22 protein-coding genes are annotated in these 26,838 nt (G+C 46.6%); 4 read left to right on the top strand and 18 right to left on the bottom strand.

What is annotated here, in order from left to right:
• Window positions 1-17: 17 nt before the first annotated feature.
• The 6 genes from nadB to L0659_RS08320 form a co-directional block, all read right to left on the bottom strand.
• Complete coding sequence (gene nadB / locus L0659_RS08345) at window positions 18-1,595, bottom strand: L-aspartate oxidase (RefSeq protein ID WP_235125377.1); 1,578 nt, start codon at window positions 1,593-1,595, stop codon at window positions 18-20.
• Between the two features lie 79 nt (window positions 1,596-1,674).
• Window positions 1,675-2,670, bottom strand: coding sequence for a quinolinate synthase NadA (nadA, locus tag L0659_RS08340; protein WP_235125374.1), 996 nt, complete (start codon window positions 2,668-2,670; stop codon window positions 1,675-1,677).
• A gap of 169 nt (window positions 2,671-2,839) precedes the next feature.
• Complete coding sequence (locus tag L0659_RS08335) at window positions 2,840-4,261, bottom strand: inorganic phosphate transporter (protein WP_235125373.1); 1,422 nt, start codon at window positions 4,259-4,261, stop codon at window positions 2,840-2,842.
• A gap of 104 nt (window positions 4,262-4,365) precedes the next feature.
• Window positions 4,366-5,418: a 23S rRNA (adenine(2503)-C(2))-methyltransferase RlmN gene (gene rlmN / locus L0659_RS08330; RefSeq protein WP_235125372.1), complete on the bottom strand. Its 1,053-nt coding sequence runs from the start codon at window positions 5,416-5,418 to the stop codon at window positions 4,366-4,368.
• A 129-nt stretch (window positions 5,419-5,547) separates the two neighbouring features.
• Window positions 5,548-6,111: a CvpA family protein gene (locus tag L0659_RS08325; RefSeq protein WP_235125371.1), complete on the bottom strand. Its 564-nt coding sequence runs from the start codon at window positions 6,109-6,111 to the stop codon at window positions 5,548-5,550.
• Window positions 6,108-6,557, bottom strand: a complete 450-nt coding sequence (locus tag L0659_RS08320) for a GatB/YqeY domain-containing protein (RefSeq protein WP_235125370.1) — start codon at window positions 6,555-6,557, stop codon at window positions 6,108-6,110. Before L0659_RS08320 ends, L0659_RS08325 begins: the two co-directional genes overlap by 4 nt.
• A gap of 216 nt (window positions 6,558-6,773) precedes the next feature.
• Between L0659_RS08320 and L0659_RS08315 the strand changes: the two genes are divergently transcribed.
• Window positions 6,774-7,493, top strand: a complete 720-nt coding sequence (locus tag L0659_RS08315; protein WP_235125369.1) for a pyridoxine 5'-phosphate synthase — start codon at window positions 6,774-6,776, stop codon at window positions 7,491-7,493.
• Here the strand turns inward: L0659_RS08315 and L0659_RS08310 are convergent.
• The 3 genes from L0659_RS08310 to L0659_RS08300 form a co-directional block, all read right to left on the bottom strand.
• Window positions 7,439-7,678, bottom strand: a complete 240-nt coding sequence (locus L0659_RS08310; RefSeq protein WP_235125368.1) for a hypothetical protein — start codon at window positions 7,676-7,678, stop codon at window positions 7,439-7,441. The two genes, L0659_RS08315 and L0659_RS08310, sit on opposite strands and share 55 nt — an antisense overlap.
• A 19-nt stretch (window positions 7,679-7,697) precedes the next feature.
• The gene (locus L0659_RS08305) at window positions 7,698-9,152 is read right to left on the bottom strand and encodes a Gfo/Idh/MocA family protein (protein ID WP_235125367.1); all 1,455 of its coding nucleotides are present in this window, start codon (window positions 9,150-9,152) and stop codon (window positions 7,698-7,700) included.
• 74 nt (window positions 9,153-9,226) lie between these two features.
• Complete coding sequence (locus L0659_RS08300) at window positions 9,227-9,529, bottom strand: SCP2 sterol-binding domain-containing protein (protein ID WP_235125366.1); 303 nt, start codon at window positions 9,527-9,529, stop codon at window positions 9,227-9,229.
• Between the two features lie 214 nt (window positions 9,530-9,743).
• Between L0659_RS08300 and L0659_RS08295 the strand changes: the two genes are divergently transcribed.
• The 3 genes from L0659_RS08295 (at window position 9,744) to xylA (ending at window position 13,823) form a co-directional block, all read left to right on the top strand.
• The gene (locus L0659_RS08295) at window positions 9,744-10,175 is read left to right on the top strand and encodes a hypothetical protein (RefSeq protein WP_235125364.1); all 432 of its coding nucleotides are present in this window, start codon (window positions 9,744-9,746) and stop codon (window positions 10,173-10,175) included.
• Between the two features lie 57 nt (window positions 10,176-10,232).
• On the top strand, window positions 10,233-12,350 hold the full coding sequence (locus L0659_RS08290; protein WP_235125363.1) for a SurA N-terminal domain-containing protein: 2,118 nt from the start codon (window positions 10,233-10,235) through the stop codon (window positions 12,348-12,350).
• A gap of 144 nt (window positions 12,351-12,494) precedes the next feature.
• Window positions 12,495-13,823: a xylose isomerase gene (gene xylA / locus L0659_RS08285; RefSeq protein WP_235125362.1), complete on the top strand. Its 1,329-nt coding sequence runs from the start codon at window positions 12,495-12,497 to the stop codon at window positions 13,821-13,823.
• Between the two features lie 115 nt (window positions 13,824-13,938).
• Here the strand turns inward: xylA and L0659_RS08280 are convergent, their stop codons facing one another.
• The 9 genes from L0659_RS08280 to L0659_RS08240 all read right to left on the bottom strand — a co-directional run bounded on the left by L0659_RS08280 (window position 13,939) and on the right by L0659_RS08240 (window position 26,837).
• Complete coding sequence (locus tag L0659_RS08280) at window positions 13,939-14,439, bottom strand: hypothetical protein (RefSeq protein WP_235125361.1); 501 nt, start codon at window positions 14,437-14,439, stop codon at window positions 13,939-13,941.
• Between the two features lie 144 nt (window positions 14,440-14,583).
• Window positions 14,584-16,089, bottom strand: a complete 1,506-nt coding sequence (locus L0659_RS08275; RefSeq protein WP_235125360.1) for a RagB/SusD family nutrient uptake outer membrane protein — start codon at window positions 16,087-16,089, stop codon at window positions 14,584-14,586.
• Between the two features lie 29 nt (window positions 16,090-16,118).
• Window positions 16,119-19,589 (bottom strand): TonB-dependent receptor, encoded by a 3,471-nt coding sequence (locus L0659_RS08270; protein ID WP_235125359.1) that lies wholly within the window; start codon window positions 19,587-19,589, stop codon window positions 16,119-16,121.
• Window positions 19,590-19,608: 19 nt separating this feature from the next.
• Window positions 19,609-20,619 (bottom strand): FecR family protein, encoded by a 1,011-nt coding sequence (locus tag L0659_RS08265; protein ID WP_235125358.1) that lies wholly within the window; start codon window positions 20,617-20,619, stop codon window positions 19,609-19,611.
• 57 nt (window positions 20,620-20,676) lie between these two features.
• Window positions 20,677-21,342: an RNA polymerase sigma-70 factor gene (locus tag L0659_RS08260; RefSeq protein WP_235125357.1), complete on the bottom strand. Its 666-nt coding sequence runs from the start codon at window positions 21,340-21,342 to the stop codon at window positions 20,677-20,679.
• Between the two features lie 166 nt (window positions 21,343-21,508).
• The gene (locus L0659_RS08255) at window positions 21,509-23,221 is read right to left on the bottom strand and encodes a GMC oxidoreductase (protein ID WP_235125356.1); all 1,713 of its coding nucleotides are present in this window, start codon (window positions 23,219-23,221) and stop codon (window positions 21,509-21,511) included.
• Window positions 23,222-23,250: 29 nt separating this feature from the next.
• Complete coding sequence (locus L0659_RS08250; protein WP_235125355.1) at window positions 23,251-23,772, bottom strand: gluconate 2-dehydrogenase subunit 3 family protein; 522 nt, start codon at window positions 23,770-23,772, stop codon at window positions 23,251-23,253.
• 41 nt (window positions 23,773-23,813) lie between these two features.
• Window positions 23,814-25,055, bottom strand: a complete 1,242-nt coding sequence (locus L0659_RS08245) for an MFS transporter (RefSeq protein WP_235125354.1) — start codon at window positions 25,053-25,055, stop codon at window positions 23,814-23,816.
• 120 nt (window positions 25,056-25,175) lie between these two features.
• Window positions 25,176-26,837: an FAD-dependent oxidoreductase gene (locus L0659_RS08240; protein ID WP_235125353.1), complete on the bottom strand. Its 1,662-nt coding sequence runs from the start codon at window positions 26,835-26,837 to the stop codon at window positions 25,176-25,178.
• Window position 26,838: the final 1 nt, after the last annotated feature.

The following is a 26,838-nucleotide window of genomic DNA, read 5'->3' as shown; positions in this document are numbered from 1 at the left end:
AATATAAAAATCCCCTATTAATTAACGTGATCTGAATTGTAATGCAGCCCGATGTTTTCGCGTCGGGCCATTGCCATTTTAATGATCAGATACGAAACCGAGATCATGTTACGGAGCTCGCAAATGGCTACCGAAACTTTGGATTCTCTGTAAAGCTCTTCATGCTCCTGATGAAGCAGTTCCAGGCGGTCATAGGCTCGTTTCATACGGCGGTTTGTGCGCACGATCCCCACATAATTGGACATAATGCTATTCAATTCCCGCGTCATTTCCGTTACCAGGACCTGCTCTTCGGGATGCGTCGTACCAGAATCGTCCCATTCGGGAATGTTTTCAGGTGTAATCGCCTGATTAAAACTCTCAACCGTGCTTTCATAAGCCCTGTGCCCGAACACAACCGCTTCGAGTAATGAGTTGGAAGCGAGACGATTGGATCCATGCAAGCCTGTGCAGGAACATTCCCCTACTGCGTACAGGAAGTTGATGTTGGTTTTACCCCATTCATTCACCTTAATCCCTCCGCACATATAATGTTGTGCAGGAACAACCGGGATCATGTCTTTTCTGACATCAATGCCGGATTTAAGGCAGTATTCCGTAATGTTAGGGAAATGCTCTAAAAATTTCTCGTAATCCAGGTGGCGCACATCCAGGTAGACGTGATCGACACCATTCTTTTTCATTTCCGAGTCAATGGCTCTGGCTACAATGTCGCGCGGGGCCAGAGAAAGACGGTCATCATAAAGCTCCATAAAAGTGCTGCCGTCTGCACGCTTCAAAATCCCTCCAAACCCTCTCACCGCTTCTGATATCAGAAATGAAGGTTTCTGCCCTGGCTGATAAAAACTCGTGGGGTGGAACTGGATAAACTCCATATTATCACAAAGACCTTTCGCACGATACGCCATAGCGATTCCGTCTCCGGTAGCAATGGTAGGATTTGTTGTGCTTTGATAAATGTTCCCGATTCCTCCTGTGGCCAACATGGTGGTTTTTGCAAGAAACTTCTCCACTTCGCCGGTCTGGCGGTTCAGCACATAAGCGCCATAGCATTGGATATCTTCGCGGTAACGGTAAACGGTTTCCCCCAAATGATGCTGCGTAATGAGCTCAACAGCATAATAATGCGTGAAAACCTGAATGCTTTTATGCCTGTTAACCTCTTCCAAAAGTGCGCGCTCGATCTCAGCGCCGGTAATGTCCTTAAAATGAAGAATGCGGTGATCCGAGTGTCCGCCTTCCTTGGCCAGATCATATTCCCCGCCCTTTTCCTTGTCAAATCGGGTTCCGTAATCGATCAGTTCCTGGATCCGCTGCGGTGCTTCGCGCACCACGATCTCGACAATGTTCCGCTTATTCACCTCATCCCCCGCATCCATGGTATCCTGAATGTGCTTTTCAAACGAATCCGATTCGGCCCAAACCACCGCGATTCCGCCTTGCGCGTACTTGGTGTTGGTTTCGTCTGCCTGCACTTTGGTAATGACAGCAATGGAAATTTCCTGCTTTAATTCGTCAAAATGTCTCGCCAGTTTGGCTGCATAACTTAATCCGGCAATTCCGGAACCGATAATCAGGAAATCGAATTGGGGCATTTTATATCAATTAATAATGAGTGGTTAAATGATGGCCGCAAACGGATTTCTTAAAACCGCCAGGTCACATTTAACTTGACTAAATTCCTTTGCTCAGTTCAAGCATACGCGCCACAGATTTGTACGCTTTCAGCCTGATGTCTTCCGGAACAAAAATCTCCGGTTGTTCATACAAAAGCGCATTATACACTTTCTCTAATGTATTCATTTTCATATAAGGGCATTCGGAGCAGGCGCAGGTGTTATTATCCGAGCCGGGAGCTGGGATCAGTTTCTTGTCAGGAACCGATTGTTTCATTTTATGCAAAATTCCTGCTTCGGTCGCCACGATGAATTTTTCGTGCGGGGATTCTTTTACAAATTTCAACAAACCGGTAGTTGAGCTCACGAAATCAGATTGCATCAGAATGTCTTCCTTGCATTCCGGGTGCGCAATCAGCAATGCGTCCGGGTTATCGTCACGCAGTTGTTTTAATTTTTCTCTTGATATATCAATGTGGACAATGCAGGCGCCGTCCCACAGCACCATTTCACGGCCTGTTTTATGGGCAACATATCTTCCTAAATTGGCATCAGGAGCAAAAATAATCTTCTGATCCTTGGGTAAGCTCTCTACAATCTGCAATGCGTTGGAAGATGTACAGACAATGTCCGTTAATGCTTTGATTTCAGCCGAACAGTTGATGTAACTGATCACAATGTGATCAGGATACTGCGCTTTGAATGCTGCGAATTTGTCTGCCGGAGCAGAATCGGCCAGCGAGCAGCCCGCATTCAGATCAGGGATGACAACCTTTTTATTCGGGCTTAGAACTTTGGCCGTTTCGCCCATAAAGTGCACACCGCAGAACACGATCATGTCCGCTTCGGTAGCGGCTGCCTGCTGCGAAAGCCCCAGACTATCACCAATATAATCTGCGAGGTCCTGAATTTCGGCATCTACGTAATAGTGCGCCAGGATTACCGCATTCTTCTCCTTTTTTAATCGATTTATTTCAGCAATTAAATCAATATCATCAGCAACAGCTTCGGTAACATAACCGTAACGGTTGACCTGCTCTTCAATAGTTGTCATTATGGTGAATAATTGGCTTTTAGTTGATCATAAAAATTCCGGCCACCGCGTGGACCCGAATTTACACTAATAAACCAATGAAAAGCAAAGAAAGTGCATTGGCATAAAAATGAAAGGCCGCCGGAAATGTTTCCAGCGGCCTTTTCATGCAATTGTTTTAAATCTGCTATTATAGTATCCAGCGGAAGAAAACGTAAAGTGTCCCGGACAAAAGCATGGTAACCGGCAATGTCAGCACCCATGCGATCACGATATTCCGGATCGTCCCGCCCTGCAAGTTCTTCACCCCTTTGCTCGCCACCATCGAACCCGCGATCCCGGAAGAAAGCACGTGCGTGGTGCTTACAGGAAGTCCCAGATAAGATGAAACGCCTATTGTACTCGCCGCAACAAGCTCAGCAGAAGCCCCTTGTGCATACGTTAGGTGTTGTTTTCCAATTTTTTCACCAATGGTCACCACAATCCGTTTCCAGCCCACCATTGTGCCGAGGCCAAGTGACAGAGAGATCATTAAAATCACCCAATCCGGCGCATAATCCGTATATCTTCTGATCCCGCCTTCGCTTCCCGACTGCATTTTCAGGAATGCCTTATCGTCTGTATTCAGGTTAGCATGTCCGTTATCCAGGATCGTTTTCAGGTTACGGCTGATCAGTAACAATGAGCGACGGGCGTTCATCCGGTCTTCCAGAGGCAATTTATGGTCAACGAGCGGCTTGGTGATCTGTGCGTTGAGTGTATCAATTTCAGATTGAATGGTAAAAAGATGGTGACGGTCCGAAACCGATAACCTGGAAGAATCAATGGTGCTCACTGCACGCTCAATTCCGGCCAGATCCGCTTTCATGCCGGCAGGGTCAATGCTGTTGTCCAGAGCAAAATGTGCAGGAACAATGCCGATCAGGATCAGCATGACGAGGCCCACACCTTTTTGTCCGTCGTTCGACCCGTGGAAAAAGCTTACCAATGTACAGGTTGTGATCAAAATGGCGCGAATCCAGAGCGGAGGCGGCTGATTTTTCTTGGGTTCACTAAATACAATTTCGCGAAGCGGCTTGGAAAGCATTCTCCGCAAAATGAACATAATAATGATCGCCAGTGCAAAACCGAAGATCGGGGATGTAAGCAAGGAAGTGAAAAGCTCCTGCGCTTTGGACCAGTTCACACCCGCCCCTTCGGAATTTTCCGGCATAAATGTAAATGCAAGTCCAACGCCCAAAATCGAGCCGATCAATGTATGCGAACTTGAACTGGGAAGACCGAAATACCAGGTCCCGAGGTTCCAGATAATGGCGCTGATCAGCAATGAAAAAACCATAGCAGCGCTATGGTAGACATTCTGATCAATCAATAATTCAACAGGAAGCAGGTTGACAATCCCCATCGCAACGGCAATCCCACCCAGGAACACACCGCAGAAATTCATAAAACCCGACCAGATTACGGCCACATTGGGTTTGAGTGAATTGGTATAAATAACTGTCGCAACTGCGTTGGCTGTATCGTGGAAACCATTTACAAACTCGAATGCACAAGCCGCTAAAATACTGAGAGCGAGGAGAATAAAAATGTCGGTTTCAAGACCAAACATAAAAGAAGAATATAGGTTTATTTAATAGGAGACAAAACTACTTATTCCTTGCCGTTGCAATATTACCAAATTGTTAATTCAAGATTGAGAATAAGTATCGGAGATTATGCTGCTTCTTTATTGGCCAGCTGGCCGCAAGCCGCATCAATATCCTTTCCGCGGCTCCGGCGCACATGCACAGAAACGCCCCTGTCTTCCAGATATGCCGCAAATTTGTCCAGTCTGTCTGCTTCCGTGTTCTTAAAATCGGCCTCAGCGATTGGGTTATATTCGATGATATTAACCCGGCCAGGGACGCGTTTTGTGAATTCCCACAATTCTTTCGCGTCCTGCAAAGTATCATTGAAATTGTTAAAAACAATGTATTCGAACGTGATCCGGTTACCGGTTTTCTTATAAAAGTAGTTTAAAGCCTCCGCCAGGTTGTCCAGTGAATTGGACTCATTGATCGGCATGATCTGGTTCCGCTTTTCATCATTAGCTGCGTGCAATGACAATGCTAGCCTGAACTTAACCTCATCATCCCCAAGCTTTTTGATCATTTTCGCGATCCCGGCAGTGGAAACCGTGATGCGCCTGGGCGACATGTTCAGGCCTTCGGGCGAAGTAATGTGTGCGATGGATTCCAGCACATTCGCATAGTTAAGCAAAGGTTCGCCCATGCCCATGTACACAATGTTGGTCAATGGTGCCTTGAAACTTCCTTCGGCCTGGCGCGCTATGGCTACAACCTGATCGTAAATTTCTCCTGCTTCCAGGTTGCGTTTGCGGTCCATATAACCCGTTGCGCAGAATTTGCAGGTTAAAGAACATCCTACCTGGCTGCTTACACAAGCCGTCATGCGGTCGGCGGCGGGAATCAATACGCCTTCAACCAGATTCCCGTCAAAAAGTTTGAATGCAGATTTAATAGTCCCGTCATTGCTTTGCTGCTGCTTAGCAATGTCCAGCGAGTGGATCAGGAAATGCTCGTTCAGCAACTGGCGTGTAGCGAGGGATAAATTGGTCATTTCATCGAATGAATGTGCAGATTTTTTCCAGATCCATTCGAAGACTTGTTTGGCACGAAAACCCTTTTCTCCATGCGTGGCCAGCCAGCTTTTGAGCTGTTCCACATCCATTTTCCGGATATCCTGCCGCTTATTGATTTCAATCATTATTTTCTTTCTGTTTGTCCGGCGCGTGAAGCTTTTGGACGATTTATGCGCAAAGTTACTGAAACTCAATCAGGGAAGGTAACCTTTACGGAATTTTGAAAGTTCAAATCGCGGGAGTTTTTGTACAAATCACAGATCCTCCTGCGAAACCTCTTCCTTTTCATCATCAAGATATTCCTGCTTCCATTCTTTAATCAACTCGGTTCCAGATGGCATCCAGGTGAGCGCTTTGGTAATCAGGTTTGGGGCAACCGGCACGACGATTGGATAAAGATAAGTATCATCCGTCCTGTGCGCGGGGATTTTGACACCAATCGCATTCACCAGCCAAAAGAAAACGCTGATCCCGAAAACCCAAGTCAGCACGCCCACCATTCCGCCCGCCACACTATCAAATGTTCCTAGAATAGAAAAGCGGAGCGAACGACGGATGGAATAGCCGAATTGGTTTAAAAGAAAAATAGTAGGAAAGAAAATGGCAGAAAATCCTACATAAGGCAGGATTTTCTTGGCCACACTATCACTAAAATATGGCGTAAGGATTTCCATTCCCAAGCCTAAAAATTTGAAACCCAATATCATGGCGATCACAAGACCGGCAATGCCGATAATTTCGATCAAAAGTCCTTTGCGATAACCATGCAATGCTCCCCAAAGGAGAGGAAGGAGGATGAGAACATCCAATAATTTCATGCTAACAAGCTCTTTACCAAAGTAGAAACCACACGTCCGTCTGCCTGACCTGCCAATTCCTTGGTCGCCACGCCCATCACTTTGCCCATATCTGCGGGCGAGGATGCACCAATTCGAGTGATAATGTCCTGTAATTTGGCCTTAATCTCGTCTTCGGCAAGTTGTTTTGGAAGGAATTGCTCAATAATGGCCAATTCCGCTTCTTCTTTTTCCAAAAGGTCCGGACGGTTTTGGGTTTTGTAAATATCGGCCGATTCCCTGCGCTGCTTGGCTGCCTTGGTAAGCAGTTTAAGTTCGTCATCCGCAGTGAGTTCGCCGGTTGCACCGCCTTTTGTTTCTTCCAAAAGTATCAGCGATTTAATCGCGCGCAAAGCCCGCAATGTATCCTGATCCTTAGCACGCATGGCGTCCTTAATGCCTGATTCAACTTGGGTTTTTAGTGACATGGTGTCTAATTTTAAATGACTGAATGAGTGAATGAGTGAATGTATTTTTAATTTTGAGTATCAAAGGTTGAATTTAAAAATTGCCAATGGGGCTGCAAAGTTAAAGGAAAGCTTATAAATTGTCCTATCCGGCGCAGACGCACACAAACATTAATCGCACCCGCACAATTCACACATTCAGTCATTCACTCATTCACTCATTCACTCATTAAAAACATGACCCGACTAAGCGTTAACATTAATAAGATAGCAACACTCCGCAATTCGCGTGGGGGTGATAATCCTAATGTGCTGAAAGTGGCGCTGGATTGTGAGCGTTTTGGGGCGCAGGGCATAACCGTGCATCCTAGGCCCGATGAGCGGCATATCCGTTATCAGGATGTTTTTGATTTGAAGGAAGTGGTCACCACGGAATTCAACATTGAAGGAAATCCTTCTGAAAAAAAATTCGTGGAGCTTGTGCTGGCGAACAAGCCGGACCAGGTAACATTGGTGCCTGATGCGCTGCACGCCATCACCTCCAACGCAGGCTGGGACACGGTTACCAACCGCAGCGAGCTTACGGACTTGATCCAAACATTTAAATCTGCCGGCATCAGGGTTTCTGTTTTTGTAGATCCTGATGAACGCATGGTGGAAGGCGCAAAACTCTGCGGCGCCGACCGGGTAGAGCTTTACACCGAGCCTTATGCCGCACATTACTTCGAAAACCGGCAAAAAGCAGTGTTACCCTTCGTTTTAGCTGCTGAAAAAGCCAGAGAAGTTGGATTAGGATTGAATGCAGGCCATGATCTCAGCCTCGATAATCTCCATTTCCTGAAACAAAGCATCCCCTGGATGGACGAAGTTTCCATCGGTCATGCCTTGATATCGGATGCGCTTTATCTGGGATTGGAAAATACGATCCAGATGTATTTGAGGGAATTGGAGTTGTAGGTTTCGACTCCGCTCAACCTGACAACGCTTAGTGTGACAGGGTTTCCGTCACGGATCTTCACTTCGGCTCCGCTCAGTGTGACAGACAAGTTACCTGTCACACTGAGCGGAGCCGAAGTGAAGATCCGCAACGCATCTGTCACACTGAGCGGACCGGGCCGCCCGACGGCCGAAATGCCTGTCACACTGAGCGTAGTCGAAGTGTCACCACCCCGTCCTATACTCCCTCTTCACAAACTTGTTAGCCACATCGAAATTAGTAATCTTCATATTCGCACCGTCCCAGATGAGCTTTTGCCTTCCGGGAAAGTTAAATCCCCCTTTCCCATCCGCCTTAGGTTCGCGGTGGAGGTAGGAACGCACTGCGAGGTTTCCCATGAGCACAATTTCCGTTAAAGGGCCGGATTCTTCAAATGCAGAACTCGTGTAAGTGCCGTGGCCCTTTTTGCAGGCTTGTACAAATTGCTGCTGATGCCCTTCCGAGCCGCCCGGGACCAATGCACGGGGTTTTATATTGGGTCTGACTGTTTCAAATTTCTTTTCCGGCCATAAGCGCGGGTTGTTCCCGAACATTTCAGCGCTCAAAATTCCCTTTGTTCCGGTGAAAAGCATGCCGCCATCCACACTGCCAAAAACGGTTTTGTAATCACAGCCTTCGGGCAATTGCGGACGCATGCCGCCGTCGTACCAGGAAAAATTGATGTCCTTACCAGGCGTTTTGGAAGCGAATTTCATGTGAATGGAAGCCGATGGCGGTGCAACGTCATCGAAAAATGCCTGCTCGAAAAAATCTGCATAAACGGAACCCACGCTGCATTCCACGGAAGTTGGGTAACCCAGCTTCAATGCGCGGAATGGCACGTCGATGAAATGGCAGCCCATATCGCCCAATGCGCCGGTGCCGAAATCCCAGTAACCGCGCCACCTGAACGGCATATAGGCTTCGTGGTAATCGCGCTTGGGAGCGTTTCCCAGCCAAAGATCCCAATCCACACCTTCCGGAATGGGCTGCGATTCGCCCTTGTCTTTCGGGGATTGCACCCCTTGCGGCCAAACCGGTCGATCCGTCCAGACTTCGATTTTATGCACATCACCGATAATGCCGGATTGAACCAATGCTTCGGTTTGCCTGGTGCCGTCGCTGCTGCTTCCCTGGTTGCCCATTTGGGTTACCACCTTATATTTTTTGGCTGCGGTTGTAAGGTTACGCGCTTCCCAGATGTCTTTTGTAAGCGGTTTTTCAACATATACATGCTTACCAAGCTCCATGGCAGCCATCGCAATCGGAAAGTGCATATGATCCGGCGTGGTCACGATGACGGCGTCGATGTTTTTGGCTTCCTTTTCGAGCATTTTCCGGTAATCCTTATAATAAGGTGCATTCGGGAATTGCTTGCGGTATTTTACAGCCTGGCGGTCGTCTACATCACATAATGCGACAATGTTCTCAGCACCTTCGTTATAAGCTAGCCTTATATTCGTGTCTGCTTTTCCACCGCAACCCACGGCTGCAATGTTTAGCTTATCGCTGGGGGCAATGTATCCTTTTCCCAAAACATGACGCGGGACAATCATGAAAGTTCCTGCTGCCAGCGCACCGGCTTTGATAAAATCCCTGCGCTTAATGCCAGTTTCGTTCAGCACTTTTTGCTTTTCCATAACACGTCATGATTTTGGTTTTGGTAAAAAAAATGGACCGCCAGGAGTGAAAAGGAATTGCTTTGGGAAGACTACTATTTCCCTCCGAAAGTTTCAGCGATTTTCATAGCCACACCCATATCGCCATCAATTTTGAGTTTGCCCGTCATATAAGCCATCATGGCGTTCAGGTCGCCGTCGATGAGTTTAAGCGCATTTTTGGTAGAAACTTCAAAAGTGCAGTCTGCTTCCAGATCGTCATTCGAAACGGAATTAGGGACTGATTTGCTATCTATAAAAACGGTTCCTTCTTCGGTTTTGAATTTAACCGTAGCATTGAGGCCGCTGTCGGTTCCCAGGATATTTTTAACGCGATCGGTCAGAATTTGTAAGCTCATAACAGTTGGTCTTTCGGTTGTTGTAATATTATCGGACTAAAAATGACAAATGTATGTTCCCTTATAAGAATATTCAAATGGCTTTGGTGTTTTCAGCTAAAACCACAAATTTTACATCCTTCATCAGAAAACCCTGCTGATATTATTGACTACCCAAATGAGTGAAACAGTAAATCGTCCTACGTTCCTTACCATATTATGTATCCTCACTTTTATGAGCTCCGTTTCCGGTCTCTGGACCCAATCGGAAAGGTTATGGAACCCGGAAATCATGGCCGATAAAACGCGTGAAACATTCGAGGGCGTCCGCGAAAACCTTAAAAACCAGGCCACAACGGCAGATACGAAGACCATGGACAAGATGTTCGAAGCTGTGATCGAGCAGACAACCGCCGGGTCCATCAAAACCGGGGCTATCATTATGCTGATCTTCGAATCACTCTCCTTATTTGCGGCGTATTTGATGTGGAATCTGGACAAACGAGGGTTCTACTTATATATGGGCGGCATAGCCGTTGCATTTCTTTTACCGCTCTTTCTTATCGGTGGGTGGTTAGGGGTTATTACATCAATGGCTGGGGTCTTCTTCAGTATTTTTATGCTAATTATGTATGCTTTCAATTTGAAACACATGCATTCGGCATAACCTCTTGCATTCCACGAAGAAAAGATTTTATTTTGCGGACTAATTTGAATCGAGAAAATGGCTTTAATTACAAAAATCAGAGAAAAATCCGGGATCGCTGTGACGGTTATCGCGATCAGTTTAATTCTTTTTATGGTGGGGGGCGATTTAATGGGCCCAAATTCCATGCTTGGAGGAGGAAATGACCAGACTGTAGGTGAAATCGCCGGCAAGGACATTAACATTAAAGACTTCCAGTCCCGGGTTGACGGCTTTCGTCAGAACTACGAGGCACAGTCGGGACGCAGCCTGAACGAAAATGAGCTGGCTTCACTGAGAGATCAGGCCTGGAACCAGTTTGTAGTTGATATCGCCTACAAAAAAGAATTTGAAGATCTTGGACTGACTGTTACCGATCAGGAATTGGTTGAAATGGTTCAGGGAAATCACATAAGCCCATCGATTCTACAAGCTTTTTCTGATCCTACCACTGGTAAATTTGATAAAAACGCCGTTGTTAACTATCTGAAAAATCTTAAAACGCTTCCTGTTGAGCAACAAAAATCATGGGAGAATTTTGAGAAAAGCCTTCGTGAGGAACGCACACGCGCCAAATATGAAAACATGCTGAAACTTTCGACTTACATCCCGAAAGCACAAGCTGAAAAAGAATATGTGGCTCAAAACAGCAAAGCAACATTGCGTTACCTGTATGTGCCCTATTTCTCGGTTGTTGATACGACGATTAAAGTTACAGATAAGCAACTTGAAGATTACCTGAGCGCACATCGCACGGAATACAAAGGAACGGATACGCGTTCAATCGAGTACGTTACTTTCCCGATCCAGCCTGCAAAAGACGACAGCGCTGCATTGTATACTGAAATTAAAGAACTTGCACGCGGCCTTGCCACTGCACAAAACGATTCGGCTTTCGCGAGCATGAACTCGGACATTCCTTTGCCGATCAATATGTCATTGGGAACAATGTCTGATCAATTGAAAGAAGCTGTGAAAACATTCGTTCCGGGTGGTGTTTATGGTCCGTACCGCGAAGGAAATACTTATTACATTTATAAATACGGCGGAACACGCGTTGATACAGTTGCTTCTGCAAGAGCCAGCCACATTTTGATCCGTCCTGAAAACCAATCTGATTCAGCAAAAGCTGCTGCTCGTACGAAGGCGGAAGGCATCCTTGCACAGATCCGTGCAGGAGCTAACTTCGAAGCATTGGCAGCAACAACCAGCGCTGATCCACAGTCTGCACAGCGTGGCGGAGATCTTAGCTATTTCCAGAACAATGGTCAGATGGTTAAGCCTTTCGAAGAAGCCGTTTTCTCTGCAACTGCTCCTGGTTTGATCCCAAGATTGGTAGAAAGCCAGTTTGGTTTCCACATTATTAAGGTTACCGATCCAAAATCAAACACATTATACCGCATTGCAGCCATTGGAAAAACGATCGCCCCAAGCCAGGCAACACGTGACGAGGCTTACAGAAAAGCGGATGAGTTTGCAAATACTGTAAAAACAAAAACTGCATTTGACGAAGCAGTTAAGAAAGATAAAGCATTGGTTGTAGCCAACGCAAACCGCATTCCTGAATCTGCAACAAACATTAATGCCATCCAGAATGGCCGTGACATTGTAAGATGGGCATTTAAGGATGATTCGGACATTAACGAAGTATCGCCGGTTTTTGAAACTGAGGAACAATATATTGTAGCTGTGCTGGTTGGCAAGTCGGACGCGAAGGATGTAAAAGTTGCTGACTTCCGCGATGAATTGACAACGAAGGTGCGCAACCAGATCAAAGCTGAGCAAATCACTGCCAAGCTGAAAGGCGCAACTGGTGATCTTCCTGCCATTGCTGCCAAGTATGGCGCTGGTGCATTGGTTGAAAACGCAACAGACATTTCCCTTGCAACTGGTTTCCTAACCAGCGCAGGATTTGATCCGATCGCATTGGGTAAAGCATTCGGCTTGAAACCAGGTCAGAAATCAGGTGTTTTCACTGGCGAGAATGGGGTGTTCATCATGGAACTGGTTAGCAAATCAGAAGCGCCAAAAGTGGCTGATTACACGCAGTATAAGACGCAGCTGACCCAATCTTTGGAAAGCCGCATGTCGTATCTGGTGAACGAAGCCATCCGCGAGAACGCGAAAATCGAAGACCGCCGCGCGAAGTTCTTCTGAGACATTCAAAATTTTTATCAAAAAAGAGGAGCAGAAATGATTTCTGCTCCTCTTTTTATTTTCACTGCAAATAATTCAGAAAAAAGTGATAGTATTGCAGCATGAAATGTCAATCTTACACTTATTAATAAAGAACAAATCACAATGAGCATCTTACTCGGAGAACAGGAGTATTTCAAAGGAATCGGGAAAATCGCGTTTGAGGGTCCTGAATCAGACAATCCACTGGCTTATCGCTTTTACGACGAAAACCGGATCATAGCAGGCAAAAGCATGAAGGACCACCTTCGTTTCGCCGTTGCTTACTGGCATACATTCTGTGGTTCAGGTCTTGATCCATTCGGTGGACCAACCCTTTTTTACCCTTGGGACAAAAAAGCAGATGCCGTTGACCGCGCAAAAGACAAGGCTGATGCAGCATTTGAGTTCATTACAAAATTAGGCGTTCCTTACTATTGCTTCCATGACCTGGACGTTGTGGATTATGACGACGATGTGAAGACAAACGAAAAACGTTTGCAGGCATTGACAGCTTATCTGGGCGAAAAACAAAAAGAGTCAGGCGTAAAATTGCTTTGGGGAACAGCTAACCTGTTCAGCCACCACCGTTACATGAACGGCGCTTCTACAAACCCTGATTTCGACGTGCTTACGCATGCAGGAGCTCAGGTGAAGATGGCATTGGACGCAACCATCGCATTAGGTGGAGAGAATTATGTATTCTGGGGCGGTCGTGAAGGTTATATGACCTTGCTTAACACAGATATGAAGCGTGAGCAGGAGCACTTCGCTCAAATGCTGAAACTTTCTGTGGCTTATGCACGTGCAAATGGTTTCAAAGGTAAATTCTTCATCGAGCCAAAACCTTGCGAGCCTACAAAACACCAGTATGACTACGATGCAGCAACCGTTGTGGGTTTCCTACGTCAGCATGATTTATTAGGTGATTTCTCATTGAACCTGGAAGTGAACCACGCTACATTGGCGGGACATACATTCGAGCACGAATTGCAAGTGGCTGCGGACGCAGGCATCCTGGGCTCTATCGATGCCAACCGTGGAGATTATCAAAACGGATGGGATACCGACCAGTTCCCAAATGACCTTGCAGAATGGACCAAAGCACTGCTGGTGATCCTGAAAGCAGGCGGATTGCAAGGCGGCGGTATCAACTTTGACGCTAAACGCCGTCGGAACTCAACCGACGTTGAAGACGTGTTCCACGCACACATCGGCGGAATTGACACAGTAGCAAGAGCATTGATCGTTGCTGATAAAATCATCCAAAACGGCGAATACGACAAAATCCGCACCAACCGCTACGCAAGCTTCGACGGCGGAAAAGGAGCAGAATTCGAAAAAGGACAATTGAAACTGGAAGATCTGTTCGACCTGGCTGCCAGCAAAGGCGAGCCGGCAACTATCTCCGGAAAGCAGGAGTACTTGGAGAATTTGATCAATCGGTTTATCTGATTTGCTGAGTCTCTGTCAGCCTGAGCGTAGTCGAAGGCACGTTACCCAGGAGTAACGCGCCTTCGACTACGCTCAGGCTGACAGAGCATTTACATCAAAGGTTGACAACGTACCCTTACTCCTCACTCAACTCCTTATTAATAGCAACAATCCGTTGCTGCACTTCTTTCTGCACGGTTTCGAGGCGTTTATCTTCCATGGGTTTCGCCATTTCCAGAATGTTGGCTTGCAGCAGATCGCGTTCTTTTACTGCTTTATCCATTTTAGCGGTCAAGCGCTTTTTGGAATCTCCATCTGCGGATTTAATCTTGTCGTTTAGCTTGGCAATGCGCTCCTGTAAGTTGGATTCTTCTTTTTTGAGCGAAGCCATATAGTCGCGCTGCTTTTCGTTAAGCTTATCGTTCGCTTCCAGCAGGTCTTCTTTTGCATCGGCCATGTCCGTTGTGTCGGAAGTGTTGGCAATCTCCTGGCTAGCTTCGTCGGCTGTTTCCAGCGCTTTTTCTTCGGCGTTTGCCAGCTCTTTTCTATCCTTTTCTGCCCCTGAATTACAACCTACCAGCAATGCGCCTGCGGCGATTGCGAAATTTGCAAAAACGATCCTCGTTAACTTCTTCATATTAAATCAAGTTTGGTGATGATAGTCCGGACGAGTAAAATACAATGCCAGCAACAAAGAAGCCGCTGAAAAATTTCCAGCGGCTTGCATATCTAATTGCTTAACATTTAACCTATATAGCCTAATTCCGGGTATCCCGACAGCTTAATATCCGTTGTTCTGACGCAGATTCGTGTTGTTACGGATTTCCGAAGTTGGGATCGGGAAAAGCAATTCCCTTTCTGTTACGGTTGGTCCGTAAGTGAACTTATGGCCTACGTAATTTTCAAATGTTTTCGTTTTTACGTTGAATGCTTTCCGCAATCTTACCATATCAAACCAGGTAACGTTCTCGAAACACAGCTCGTGCCACCGCTCTTTCCAGATGGCTTCACGCAATTTATCTTTGGCTAAGCCGGCCAATGCTGGCAATTGTGCACGTGTCCTGATTGCATTAACCGCTTCTAAAACCTTGGCAGACGGTCCGGTTGCTTCGTTAGCAGCTTCGGCGTAAGTCAGTAAAACATCGGCGTAGCGGATAACCGGCCAGTTCAGGTCGCTGTTGGCTGTGCTGGTTTGAGCTACATTATCAAAATGTTTGTAAATAAAATAACCACCCAGGTCCACTTCTTTGCTGCGATCTGCCTCATTGGTGAATTTGGTAAAGAAAAATTGCTTTTCCTTAATCCGCAGATCGGCCGCATCGTACGATTTTACAAAGTCTCCCGTCGAGTAAATCCCGCCGGTTTCATCCGAATACTGGGAAATGTTCTTGTTGTAAGGAATGATTGAAACCTGCCAGTTCGAAGGAAGCAGCTGCGTGCGGAACTGGATCATAAAGATGTTCTCTTCCACATTCTTTTTAGCCGGGTTATGCAGGTCATTGTAAGTGGTGAAAAGTTTGAATTGTTTAGAATCAATTACTTCTGCCGCTTTTGCAGCCGCTAATGCATAATGTGTAGCGCCTTTTTGCAATGGATAACCCGCCATCGTAATGTAAACCTGAGAGAGCAACGATTTCACAGCGCCCATGCTTACCTTTCCTGTCGCATCAACCCAAGGCAAACCGGATTCTTCCGCAAGCTTCAAATCCGCTACAATCAGATTATAAACTTCCTCAGGAGTGGATGCGGTTGGTTTCAGTTGTTCCGAAGTCAGGTTAACAGGCTCGGTAATCAACGGAACATTGCCAAACAGCCGGACAAGGTTGAAATAATAAAATGCCCTCAGGAAATATGCTTCGCCAAGCAATTTCTTCACTTCCGCTGCATCCATAGCCGGAATAGTCGGCACTTTTGAGATGGATAAATTGGCATTGGCAATCCCACGGTAATATGCCCCCCAGTAAGTCTGGCCGTAACCATTATCAGAAGTGTTGCGCAGGTCTTTCACAAAATAGCTGTTCACAGCCTGCCCCAAATCGGTTCCTGCCAAGCCGGTTGCAAATTCGGTCATCATCCATGGGCCACCGCCAAATCCACTGGCCAGCGGATCACGCAAAGACGAATAGATCGCATTTACGGAGCTTCTGCCATGAGCAGGTTGTGTAAAATAGTTTTCCTGGGTAAAGTTGCTGGGGTCCGATTCGTCCAGGAAGTCACTGCATCCCGTTGCCCAGAATACGCTCAAAAGTGTTGCGAGCAGGCCGATTTTTCTTGATATCTTATTCATTTTACTTCAAGTAAGAGTCTGTAATGATGTTATAAACCAATGTTCAAACCGAGCATGAATACGCGTGGCTTCGGATAATCGTACAAGCCAAATCCCTGGTCAAACGGAGATCCTGAGTTGGACACTTCCGGATCATAACCTTTGTATTTGGTCATCACGAAGAAGTTCTGAACCGAACCATATACCCGCAAACGATCTAGTTTAAGCCTTGAAACCACCAAAGCAGGGAATGTATAGGCAAGCAGCAGGTTGCGACCGCGGATAAAGGAAGCATCGGTCACCTTATGGCTGTCATTATTCGTCGTATAATAAGCATTGATTGGACGGACTTGCGCGATTGGCGTGTTCTGATTGGTTTCTGTCCAGGCATTCAGCACCGTTTTGTAGCTGTTTGCAATGCCTTGTCTGTCTTCCGCAGAGTGGATACTTCTGTCGAGCACATCATTGCCATACATATATTGCAGATCCACGGTCAGAGAAAGCGCTTTGTACTGGAATGTGTTCAGGAATGTCCCGAAACCGTCCGGAATCCCTTTTCCGATAATGGCACGGTCGTTATCATTGATCGTTCCGTCTTCATTGAGGTCTTTGTATTTCACGTCACCCGGCAGCATGTTGTATTTTTTAGCTTGTTCAGCTTCCGCAGTAGACCATGTTCCCTCATGAACCCGTCCAAAGAATGACCCAACCGGCTCTCCTACCCGCACAATGGTATTTCCTGAAAAAATGTCACTGCCACCTGAAAGCGCCAGCACCTTATTTTTGTTTACAGAAATATTAAATGTTGTGTTCCATGAAAAATTATCAGTCTTGATATTGGTTGAGTTCAATGCAAATTCAACGCCTTTGTTCTCCATGCTGCCCACATTGGTAAAAATGCTTCCGTAACCGCTGCTTAACGGAAGCGGCGCATCCAGCAACATTTTATTCACTTTTCTTCTATACAAATCAAGCTCGAAGCTAAGTCTGTTGGAGAGTATGCCCAGTTCTATACCGAAATCCACCTGCTGGGTTTTTTCCCATTGCAAATTCGAGTTCGACATACGGTTTACGCCAATTCCAATGTTACGGACACCGTCGAAGATGACATCATAGCTTTGTAAACCAGCCAATGCGCGGTAAGCTGGGATTTCGGAGTTTCCTGTTGCTCCGTAACTCGCACGGATTTTCAGGTTTGAGATGGCAGGAACATTTTTAAGGAATTCCTCTTCGCTAACCCGCCACGCAAGTGCCGCCGATGGAAAGAATGCATAACGGTTGGCATCCCCGAATTTGGACGATCCATCGATACGACCGGTGAATGTTACCAGATATTTGTCCAACAGGCTATAATTCAGCCTTGCAAAGTAAGAGTTAAGTCCGTAGGCTTCGGTGCTGGAAGTTGGTGCCAATGCTGTTGCGCCCGCGCCCAGGTTATTAAACTGGAAATACGTGTCCGTAAAATTCTGGCTGCGTGCCAGATTATCAAACCGGTCCATATGCTGCCAGGATAAACCAAGAACAGCATTCACAGAATGTATTTTACCAAATTCCTTTGCATAGGTCAGGTAATTTTCAAACTGCCATGAGTTAAATCTTCTGTTCGTCACGGAAGCGTCGCCATTGTTGGAAATGTATTGCAGACCTGCCGCCGCAAAATAATCTTCACGCTGATTGATCACATTCGTCCCGATTGTTGATCGCAATTCAAGTCCGTCTGCCAGTCTGATGCTTGCATACATATTGCCCAGCATGGTTTGCGTCCGAAGGTAAAAAAGACGTTCTGCCACAACCCTGAGCGGGCTATCGCCTCCCTCCATGCCTGGATAATCACGGTTACTGGCCCATTTGCCGTTCGGATATTTGACAGGAATGATAGGCAATGCTTCCAATACCTGGCGCATTGCGGTGATCCCGCCGCCTCCCAACTGGTCGATCTGCTTTTCGTTTTGGTCCGTGTATCCCAGTGTTCCGCCCACTTTAAGCCAGCTTTTAATTTGGCTATCAAATACAAAACGACCTGCAAAACGTTTCTGCCACGATTCCCGGGCAATCCCGTTTTCGTTGCGGTAATTGACGAATGCCCCGTAACTGCCCTTTTCGCTTCCGCCGGTTAAGCCCAGCTGGTGATTTTGGGTAAATGCCTTTTGAAATGTTTCATCCTGCCAGTCGGTGTCATACAGCGGATTGCCACTCGAATCGAACAACAGCGGATTGGTCCGTTTTAACTTTGGATCTGTATATTTTGTGCCTGTTGCCCAGCCTACCGGGTCATATTTCGCTGCATTGGCATAAAGTGTTTCTTCAACTTGCAAAAATTCCTTCGAATTGAGGACAGGCAGTTTTTTGGGCACAACACCAATGCTGAAATCGCTGTCATAAGTCACTTTTCCACCTGCCGAAGTTCCGCGCTTAGTCGTTACGAGGATAACACCATTGGCACCGCGCGCTCCGTAAATGGCTGTGGATGAAGCATCTTTGAGCACTTCGATAGATGCAATGTCATTAGGGTTAATGTAATCAATGGGCGTACTTCCGTTTCCGAGCTCCACTGCATTCAAAATCACCCCGTCGATCACATAAAGCGGGTTATTGGATACAGAAATGGAGCTGGCCCCGCGGATACGAATGTTGGCACGACCACCCGGACGGCCCGAGTTGGAGGAAACATTTACCCCCGCAATGCGGCCCGAAAGTCCCTGGTTCAGTGATGAAGCCGGGCGTTCCTGCAAAACTTCACCTTTAATGGTTCCCACCGCACCCGTAAGGTCAGATTTTTTAACAGAACCATAACCTACAACCACAATCTCGTCCAGTGCATTTTCGTCCGGCAGCATCGCAACATCGATTGTAGACTGGCTTCCCACGGTTACTTCCTGTGATTTATACCCTACGAAGCTCAATACAAGCACATTCTGGCTTCCGCCTTCGGGGATTTCCAATGAAAAACTTCCATCAGCCCCTGTTGAAGTTCCGCGTTGCGTTCCTTTCAAAACCACGCTCACGCCTGGCAAGCCGGCACCAGCTTCATCAGAAACTTTGCCTTTAACCGTCCTGTCAACCGCACTTTGCTGTGAAACGGTTTGGAATGCTACGGTCTCATTATTAACAGTTTGTGCAGGAAGCGCGCTGGTTTCCCGTGCCTCGTCCTTTACAGGAACAACTTCTTTTGCCTTAACCTCAGTAATGACAAATGTGTTTTTTCTCGTTCTTTTATAGGTCAATCCATTCTGCTGCAATAGTAACCCCAGGTTTTTTTCAAGCGGCTGGTTAAAATCCAGCATACCCGGCGACACATTGACGGACCTTACCAGGCGGTCTTCAAAAATAATTTCCACTCCGTAATGTTTCTGCAAGTCAAGCAGCACATTCTTCAGCTTCATTTCCTGCCCGAAACTGGTGTGCTGGCGTGTGGGAATGGAGGCGTAAGCGATAATCTGGGAGTGGGCAACCAGCGACGACTGCGTCATCAGCACAATCCCGATTGCTACCCATTGCTTAGCTGATAGCGTTATATTCATAGTTAATTGATTTAGGTATTTATTGATTTTTTAAAAGGATCGTATCTCCGTTCTGCTCTACTTTCATGTCGAGAACCTCTGAAACTGTTTTCAAAAGCTCGTCGGCGTTCTTCGTTTTGAAGTTTCCTGTAATAGTCCGCTGCGCCATTTCAGCATTGGAAAGCTTCACTTTCTGACCAAAATTCTCCTCGATCATGGCCACAATGTCCCTTACGGCAGTGGCATTGAAAACATAACGTTGCTCTTTCCAGGTCGCAAACGTGTTGGTATCCTGCTTCTTAGCCAGCTGAACAGCCCCGGCCGGGTCTACCACCGCCAGATCGCCCGGCTCCATCATGACTTCCTTGCGTTCGTTGTTTTGGGAATAATCAATGCGTACGCTGCCACTTTTCAGAGCCACTTTCGTTCCCCTCGGACGGGCAAACACAGAGAATGTTGTCCCAAGCACTTCCACTTGAAAATTATCTGATGTTTTCACCACAAACCGTTTATTATCAATGGTATGGCTCACCGAAAACTCCGCTTCACCTTCGAGATCTACATTTCTTACTTCATCATCAAATCCAAAACGGGGGACTTTCAGCTTCGAGTTAGAGTTCAGCGCAACGCGGCTGCCGTCTTCCAGATATACGTCCGTTGTTTGCCCGTAAGCAGTTTGGTAGGTTTTATATTGCAGCGGTTCGCGAAACCACCAGCCGAAGCCGACAACAAATGTCACAGAAGCAGCCATGAGCCAGAAACTGTTGGACCTGGCCGAAAAGAAGTTTGGACGGGCGCTTTCGAGAGCTGTCCTGGAAGGCTCTGCAACCGGCACAATGTCGGTTTCCAGGCGATGCAGCAGGGATTTGATTGCGGCATCCTGGTCAGGAACAAATTGCGGGCTTTTTGTTTCGTATTCCATCAGCCATTGACTGAATGTTTCCGTGTTGTCTTTGTCCCGGATCCAGTCTTCCACAAGCTGCCGTTCCAGCGGATTGGCGCGTCCCGCCAAATACTCGAACAGCGTGTATTTTGATATAATTTTTTTCATGATGTTTTTAGTTTCGAAGTAGCGGTCACGGCCTCTTTTCGCGCGTGATATTCAGGTTTAAATAAAGCTTATCAGCGTCAGTCCCGCAGAAATCATCCATTCACCGCGCAGTGCCAGCCGAAGATGTTTCAATGCTTTTGAAATGTGGACTTCCACCGTTTTGGGCGAAATATGAAGCTCAGCCGCGATCTCGTGATATTTTTTATTCTCAAAACGGCTGAGTAAAAACACTTTCTGACATTGCATCGGCAAGCGGGCAATTACTTCATTGACTTTCAGAAAGAGATTATTGTAATGGATTTCAGCGTCGGGCTGCTGGTGGTAAGTGGAAATGGTGTTCTCTTCATTCGCTTCAAGAGAAGCCATTTTCCCGAACTCTCTACGCATATACGTATAACATTCATTCCGAACGGACCGGAACAGATAGCTGGTGTAGGACGACGTAATGTTCTCGTAGGCCCTGGTCCGGTAAAACTGGAAAAATACTTCACTAACCAAGTCTTCCGCGATTTGTTTGGAATAGACAAATCGCACTGCGTGACTGCAAAGCGGGTTGTAATATCGTCGGAATAGCAATTCAAGACCTTTACCGGGATCTTGTTCAAATGTTGCCTTTAAAAAAACAGCAGAATCTATTTCATTGACATTACTTTTCCCTTCCTGTAAAGGAGACACAAACGTATTTGTGCGCTTTGATTCCTGGTTAAGCAAAGGATCGTGCATCGAGTCTCTATTTAATGTAATAATTAAAAGACTTTCTTGTACTGGAATCCCCTTAGTCTAAAATAGAAAAAACTAAAACTTTTTTTAATTATATCCATTGCAGCATCAGGGCAACAAAAAAACCGCCACGGTAGGGTGGCGGTTTTCAATGTATTCATTTATCAAATTATAAATTCTTTGCCTTCATTTCCTTCACCGCGTGGTCAACAGCACGGGCGGACAAGGCCATATAGGTTAGCGACGGGTTTTGCGTAGATGTCGACGTCATGCAGGCGCCATCAGTCACGAACACATTTTTGCAGGCATGCAGCTGGTTGAATTTGTTCAGCATGGAAGTTTTCGGGTCTTTGCCCATGCGCACGCCGCCCATTTCGTGAATGTCGTTACCCGGATTTCTGTGTCCGTCGTGTGATTTTACATTCTTGAAACCGGCTTGCTCAAACATTTGACTCACCTGTTCAATGTAATCCTTGATCATTTTCTCATCATTATCATCATATCCGACCGATATTTTGAGCTGAGGCATCCCAAAAGGATCTTTCATTGTCTTATCGAGCGCCACGTAATTGCTTTCTTTCGGAATCGTTTCCCCCATCATGTGTGAACCCACGCTCCAATTGCCATATTTTGTTTCCAAAAGTCCGGCTTTCAGTGACTCGCCCATTCCGTCCCTGTCATTGTAAGTCTGGCGGTTGGCACCGAATCCTGCTGCATAACCTCTCAGGAAGTCTGTTTCCTGCTTGTACACATTGCGGAACCGTGGAATGTAGCCACTATTCGGGCGTCGGCCATCGGTTGTCGAGTCCAGGAAGCCCTCGTACTCGCCGGAAATGCTTGCGCGGTAATTATGGAAGGCTACGAATTTGCCCAGCACACCGCTATCATTGCCCAGGCCATTCGGGAAGCGTGATGATATGGAGTTTAATAAAATCAGATTGCTGTTCAATGCGGCGGCATTAACGAAAATGATGTCCGCGTAGAAATCCATAGTTTCCTTGGTGTTGGCATCAATTACCCGCACGCCGCTCGCTTTTTGTTTTTTATCATCATAAATGATCGAATGAACAACAGAATGCGGACGTAAAGTCATATTCCCGGTTTTCATAGCCCAGGGAATGGTGGACGAGTTGCTGCTGAAATAACCTCCAAACGGACATCCACGCTCGCAAATGGTCCTATGCTGACATTTCGCACGGCCCTGATCCAGGTGAATCTGTTGCGGATCGGTAATGTGCGCTGCACGACCGATAATGATGTGGCGGTCTTTATATTGCTTTGAAACAGATTCTTTGAAATATTTCTCCACACAGTTCAGATCGTGCGGAGCGAGAAATTCGCCGTCCGGTAATGTATCAATGCCATCTTTATTTCCGGTTATGCCCGCAAATTTCTCTACGTGACTGTACCAGGGCGCAATGTCGTCATAACCGATCGGCCATTCAACGGCGAACTTATCACGTGCCGGCCCCTCGAAATCATACTTGCTCCAACGCTGCGTCTGGCGTGCCCATAGCAGCGATTTTCCACCCACCTGATAGCCCCGGATCCAGTCAAACGGCTTTTCCTGCACATAAGGATGCTCGTTATCCTTCGCGAAGAAGTGCGCAGACGATTCCTTGAAATTATAGCATCTGCTGGCAATCGGATTGGCATCGGTAATCTCTTTCGGAAGCCTTTCGCGGTGCTCGAATTCCCACGGCATCATGTTCGTCGTAGGGTAATCCTTAATGTGCTGCACATCGCGGCCGCGTTCCAGCACCAATGTTTTCAAACCTTTTTCTGTCAGCTCCTTCGCTGACCAGCCGCCACTGATTCCTGAGCCAATTACGATGGCATCATAGGTGCGGGCTTTTTTACTGTCAATATTAAAATTCGCCATAGTTTTTTTGTGAGATAGGAAGGGATCTCCTAGCCTTTTGTAACCGGAACGCAGCCGTGGTAACGTGCCGGGATCATTTCATAATGGGTCAGATTGGTCATCACATATTCCGACGACATATAACCTTGAATCGTCAGGTTTTTAACCATTCCTAAAAACGCTTTCTGTCCTGCGTCACTGCCTTTGTCCATATCCTGCAAAAGCTGCATGCGCTGATCTTTGCCTGCGTCGGCAAATGATTTACCGAAACGCTGAATGCTCTGCTCGTCGAGGTTGGAAATGCCGCTTTTAAGGCTTGCCTGCGCTTTGCTGTCGTAGCAATCTGTCACCATTTTTTGAACAAAACCACCTACGCCCAGTTCGCCTGCACCCGGCGTGTCTGTTTTTGGAATAATGGTTTCCACCATTCCGGTTAGTATTTTAGACTGGTCGGCTGTAAGCAATGTGCCTTTTTCCAAAGTGCCTTTGCTCCATCCGGATGCCCATGCAGGCAGTCCCGCCATTGCGCCCATGGCCAGTGCCATGCTTTTAAGCGCTACGCGTCTTTCCATTGTTTTTATGTTTTGAATGTTGTTGTTACGCTTTTGAAAGCTTATTCTTCCAGAAAGTCAAGGTCCCTGCCGTGTGTTTCGGGAATGGTCAGAATGCAGAAAAGGCCTATCGCAAAGCATATGATCCCGACCAGCGCTCCTGAGTTAATGACTGAAAAAGTGTCTTTAAAAGTAGCAAATAATGTTGTCATAAGCACTACCGTTCCGCGCACCATATTGGGGACTGTTGTGGCTGCCGTTGCCCTTAAATTTGTCCCAAATTGCTCAGCACCAATGGTTACGAACATGGCCCAGTAACCAATCCCAAATCCCAGCAATGCTGCCACGCCGTAAAATGTTGACACAGATTTAATCCCTGCATACAAATAAACGACGCTCCATATTAACGTAAATATCATCAGATAAAATACAGCCTTCTTGCGCGATTCTAGCCAATGACTCAAAAAACCGCTGCACAAGTCACCCATGGACAATCCCACGTAACACCACATGATTGATAATCCGGGCTTTACGACTTCTGACAGGCCCAGCGCTTTACCGAATTCATTGCTGAAAGTGGCCAGGATCCCGATCACAAACCAGGTCGGAAGCCCGATCCCGATGCATTTGAGATAACGGATCAGCCTGTCTTTATTTGTAAAAAGTGCAAAGAAGTTTCCTTTTTCAACATGCTTCTGATTCTTGATATCCTTAAAAATCCCTGATTCAAAAACGCCGATGCGCAGCAGCAACAACGAAATTCCCAATCCGCCGCCAATGAAATAAGCATAACGCCAATCGAAATATTCTACGGTAAAATAGGCTACTACTGCGCCCAAAAGGCCGATCCCGGCAACCAATGATGTGCCTATGGCGCGTAAATGTTTTGGTAAAATTTCAGAAACCAATGTGATCCCCGCTCCGAGTTCTCCCGCAAGGCCTACGCCCGCTATAAATCTCAAAAGCTTGTAAGTAGTAGGGTCCTGCACGAAACCGCAGGCAATGTTTGCAAGAGAATAAGTGATAATAGAGCCAAAAAGCACAGATAAGCGTCCTTTTTTATCGCCCAACACTCCCCAAAGAATCCCGCCGAGCAGTAAGCCGGTCATTTGCCAGTTCAGGATGCTGGCTCCTGTTAACGATATTTCTGTTTCAGAAAGTCCGAGCGAGGCGAGGCTGGGCAAGCGTACAATGCCGAAAAGCAGCAGGTCATATATATCAACAAAATATCCAAGGGCAGCGACGATGACGGGGGCACTAAAAAGATGGGAAAAGTCTGATCGCTCAGCAGTAATGGTAGCCATTCTGATTATTATCGGGTTAGGAGTTACTATCGTTTCAAATAAATAGCCGGATTTTCACCCGGCTATTGACCATTTATACATCGAAAATTAGGCTGCAAATGTAATTGACAAAATAATATATTACAATTCTAATTTTTGTTTGTCTTTTAAAAGCTGCTCTTTCAATTTCGCATAATCCACGTCCTGAACGGCCACTTTTGTATCAATCGCCTGTACAGCAGCAGCGGCTGCGCTCTGTCCCAGAATCATGAAAACAGGCTCCATACGGATCGATCCATAGGCAATGTGCGAGCTGGAAAGGCAAACCGGAACGAACAGGTTTTCACACTCCTCTTTCTTAGGGACGATAGAAGCATAGGAAATGCTGTAAGGCGATTTTGGGTGCACGCCAATGTCCCCTTCATTTTGCACATACCCATCTTTTTTCACATAACGTTGCGCATTATGCGAGTCCAGTGCATATGAACCCATTCCAACCGGCTGCTCTACCGGCGTGATGCCCATTGTATGGTTTTCGTTCATGACTGTGGCTGAGATCATCCGACGCGCTTCACGCACGTAAATCTGGTGCGGCCATCCGCCGTTGTCTTTGAATTCGTCCTTGGGTAAACCCCACTTACTCATCTCTTTACGCACATCCGCAGGCACTCGGGGATCGTTGGTCAGGAAATACATCAAGCCTTTCTGATACAATTCATGCGCCTTAATGATCTCTTTTCTGCGTTCGTAGGTTGCCTCAGGATAATCATAGTTTTCACCAATGAAATCCGTACTGAATGGGCCATGGTTGTTTGTATCCGTCTTTTTGTTGGGGATCGGGTCGTATTTATCAAATGTTTCGTCCCAGCCTGCTTTGTAAACCCTTGCCAGCAATTCGTAATTGGCAACGTCATAGCCCTCTGGTTTTTCGAAAGGAATGCGGTTATCGGGGTTGGACGAAAGGCACATACGGAAGCAGTAAGCCTGGATTTTTTTGTCACCCGTGCCGTTTTCTGCGATAGGTTCATCGCTAATGTAAGGCAACAGGCCGCTTTTCGGGTCGCCTTCCACTTTGTAAGGGCTAATATTTTTCTTGAAATAATGTCCGTGCTGGAAAACGCCCGCCTGCACACCATTCCATTTTTCATTGTAAACGCTGTTTGCTTCCCGACCCACATGGTATTTTACGCCCGCAGCTGCCATCAGATCACCTTCATAAGTTGCGTCAATGAACATTTTGCCTGCGAATGTCTTACCTGAAAGTGTTTTGATTGAAACAATTTTTCCGTCTTTTTTCTCTACACCTTTATCTCTGTCCAGCCACTCGTCGCGGTAGATTTTAATGTTGTTTTCTTTTACAAAATCCTCAAAAACCTGTTCAGCAGCATGCGGCTCGAAGATCCACATGGTGCGCTCAGCTCCGTCCATCGCAGGAGTTCCCTGGCCTTTGTTGCCATATTCGTCTTTTTTCTGCCATTTCCAGGCTTCGGGCTTGTCGTAATGCTGGTATAACCTGTGGTAAAATTCTCTTGCAAGTCCGCCAATCACGGATTTATTGCCCGTATCCGTGAATCCAAGACCTCCCGCAGAGAGCCCGCCCAAATGTTTATCCGGCGAAACGACCAGCACTGTTTTACCAGACTTAATCACTTGAACCGCAGCTGTAACCGCCGCGGAAGTTCCTCCGTAAATGATCACGTCGGCGGTAAGGGCGTCTTTTGCTTCTTCATTCTTCTTTTCAGAGCATGAAGGGCTGGCGGCTATTAAAAAAAATGCAATCAGATAAATCAAATACTTATTCATT

Source organism: Dyadobacter sp. CY347 (assembly GCF_021502655.1).
Lineage (GTDB): Bacteria > Bacteroidota > Bacteroidia > Cytophagales > Spirosomataceae > Dyadobacter.
Note: the sequence above shows the minus strand (reverse complement) of the source record. Positions and strands in the feature narration are given on the sequence as shown.

Bases quoted from the DNA above. Each gene is read 5' to 3' on its own strand.
- nadB (WP_235125377.1), bottom strand. From the start codon at position 1,595: ATGCCCCAATTCGATTTCCTGATTATCGGTTCCGGAATTGCCGGATTA.
- nadA (WP_235125374.1), bottom strand. From the start codon at position 2,670: ATGACAACTATTGAAGAGCAGGTCAACCGTTACGGTTATGTTACCGAA.
- L0659_RS08335 (WP_235125373.1), bottom strand. From the start codon at position 4,261: ATGTTTGGTCTTGAAACCGACATTTTTATTCTCCTCGCTCTCAGTATT.
- rlmN (WP_235125372.1), bottom strand. From the start codon at position 5,418: ATGATTGAAATCAATAAGCGGCAGGATATCCGGAAAATGGATGTGGAA.
- L0659_RS08325 (WP_235125371.1), bottom strand. From the start codon at position 6,111: ATGAAATTATTGGATGTTCTCATCCTCCTTCCTCTCCTTTGGGGAGCA.
- L0659_RS08320 (WP_235125370.1), bottom strand. From the start codon at position 6,557: ATGTCACTAAAAACCCAAGTTGAATCAGGCATTAAGGACGCCATGCGT.
- L0659_RS08315 (WP_235125369.1), top strand. From the start codon at position 6,774: ATGACCCGACTAAGCGTTAACATTAATAAGATAGCAACACTCCGCAAT.
- L0659_RS08305 (WP_235125367.1), bottom strand. From the start codon at position 9,152: ATGGAAAAGCAAAAAGTGCTGAACGAAACTGGCATTAAGCGCAGGGAT.
- L0659_RS08300 (WP_235125366.1), bottom strand. From the start codon at position 9,529: ATGAGCTTACAAATTCTGACCGATCGCGTTAAAAATATCCTGGGAACC.
- L0659_RS08295 (WP_235125364.1), top strand. From the start codon at position 9,744: ATGAGCTCCGTTTCCGGTCTCTGGACCCAATCGGAAAGGTTATGGAAC.
- L0659_RS08290 (WP_235125363.1), top strand. From the start codon at position 10,233: ATGGCTTTAATTACAAAAATCAGAGAAAAATCCGGGATCGCTGTGACG.
- xylA (WP_235125362.1), top strand. From the start codon at position 12,495: ATGAGCATCTTACTCGGAGAACAGGAGTATTTCAAAGGAATCGGGAAA.
- L0659_RS08280 (WP_235125361.1), bottom strand. From the start codon at position 14,439: ATGAAGAAGTTAACGAGGATCGTTTTTGCAAATTTCGCAATCGCCGCA.
- L0659_RS08275 (WP_235125360.1), bottom strand. From the start codon at position 16,089: ATGAATAAGATATCAAGAAAAATCGGCCTGCTCGCAACACTTTTGAGC.
- L0659_RS08270 (WP_235125359.1), bottom strand. From the start codon at position 19,589: ATGAATATAACGCTATCAGCTAAGCAATGGGTAGCAATCGGGATTGTG.
- L0659_RS08265 (WP_235125358.1), bottom strand. From the start codon at position 20,619: ATGAAAAAAATTATATCAAAATACACGCTGTTCGAGTATTTGGCGGGA.
- L0659_RS08260 (WP_235125357.1), bottom strand. From the start codon at position 21,342: ATGCACGATCCTTTGCTTAACCAGGAATCAAAGCGCACAAATACGTTT.
- L0659_RS08255 (WP_235125356.1), bottom strand. From the start codon at position 23,221: ATGGCGAATTTTAATATTGACAGTAAAAAAGCCCGCACCTATGATGCC.
- L0659_RS08250 (WP_235125355.1), bottom strand. From the start codon at position 23,772: ATGGAAAGACGCGTAGCGCTTAAAAGCATGGCACTGGCCATGGGCGCA.
- L0659_RS08245 (WP_235125354.1), bottom strand. From the start codon at position 25,055: ATGGCTACCATTACTGCTGAGCGATCAGACTTTTCCCATCTTTTTAGT.
- L0659_RS08240 (WP_235125353.1), bottom strand. From the start codon at position 26,837: ATGAATAAGTATTTGATTTATCTGATTGCATTTTTTTTAATAGCCGCC.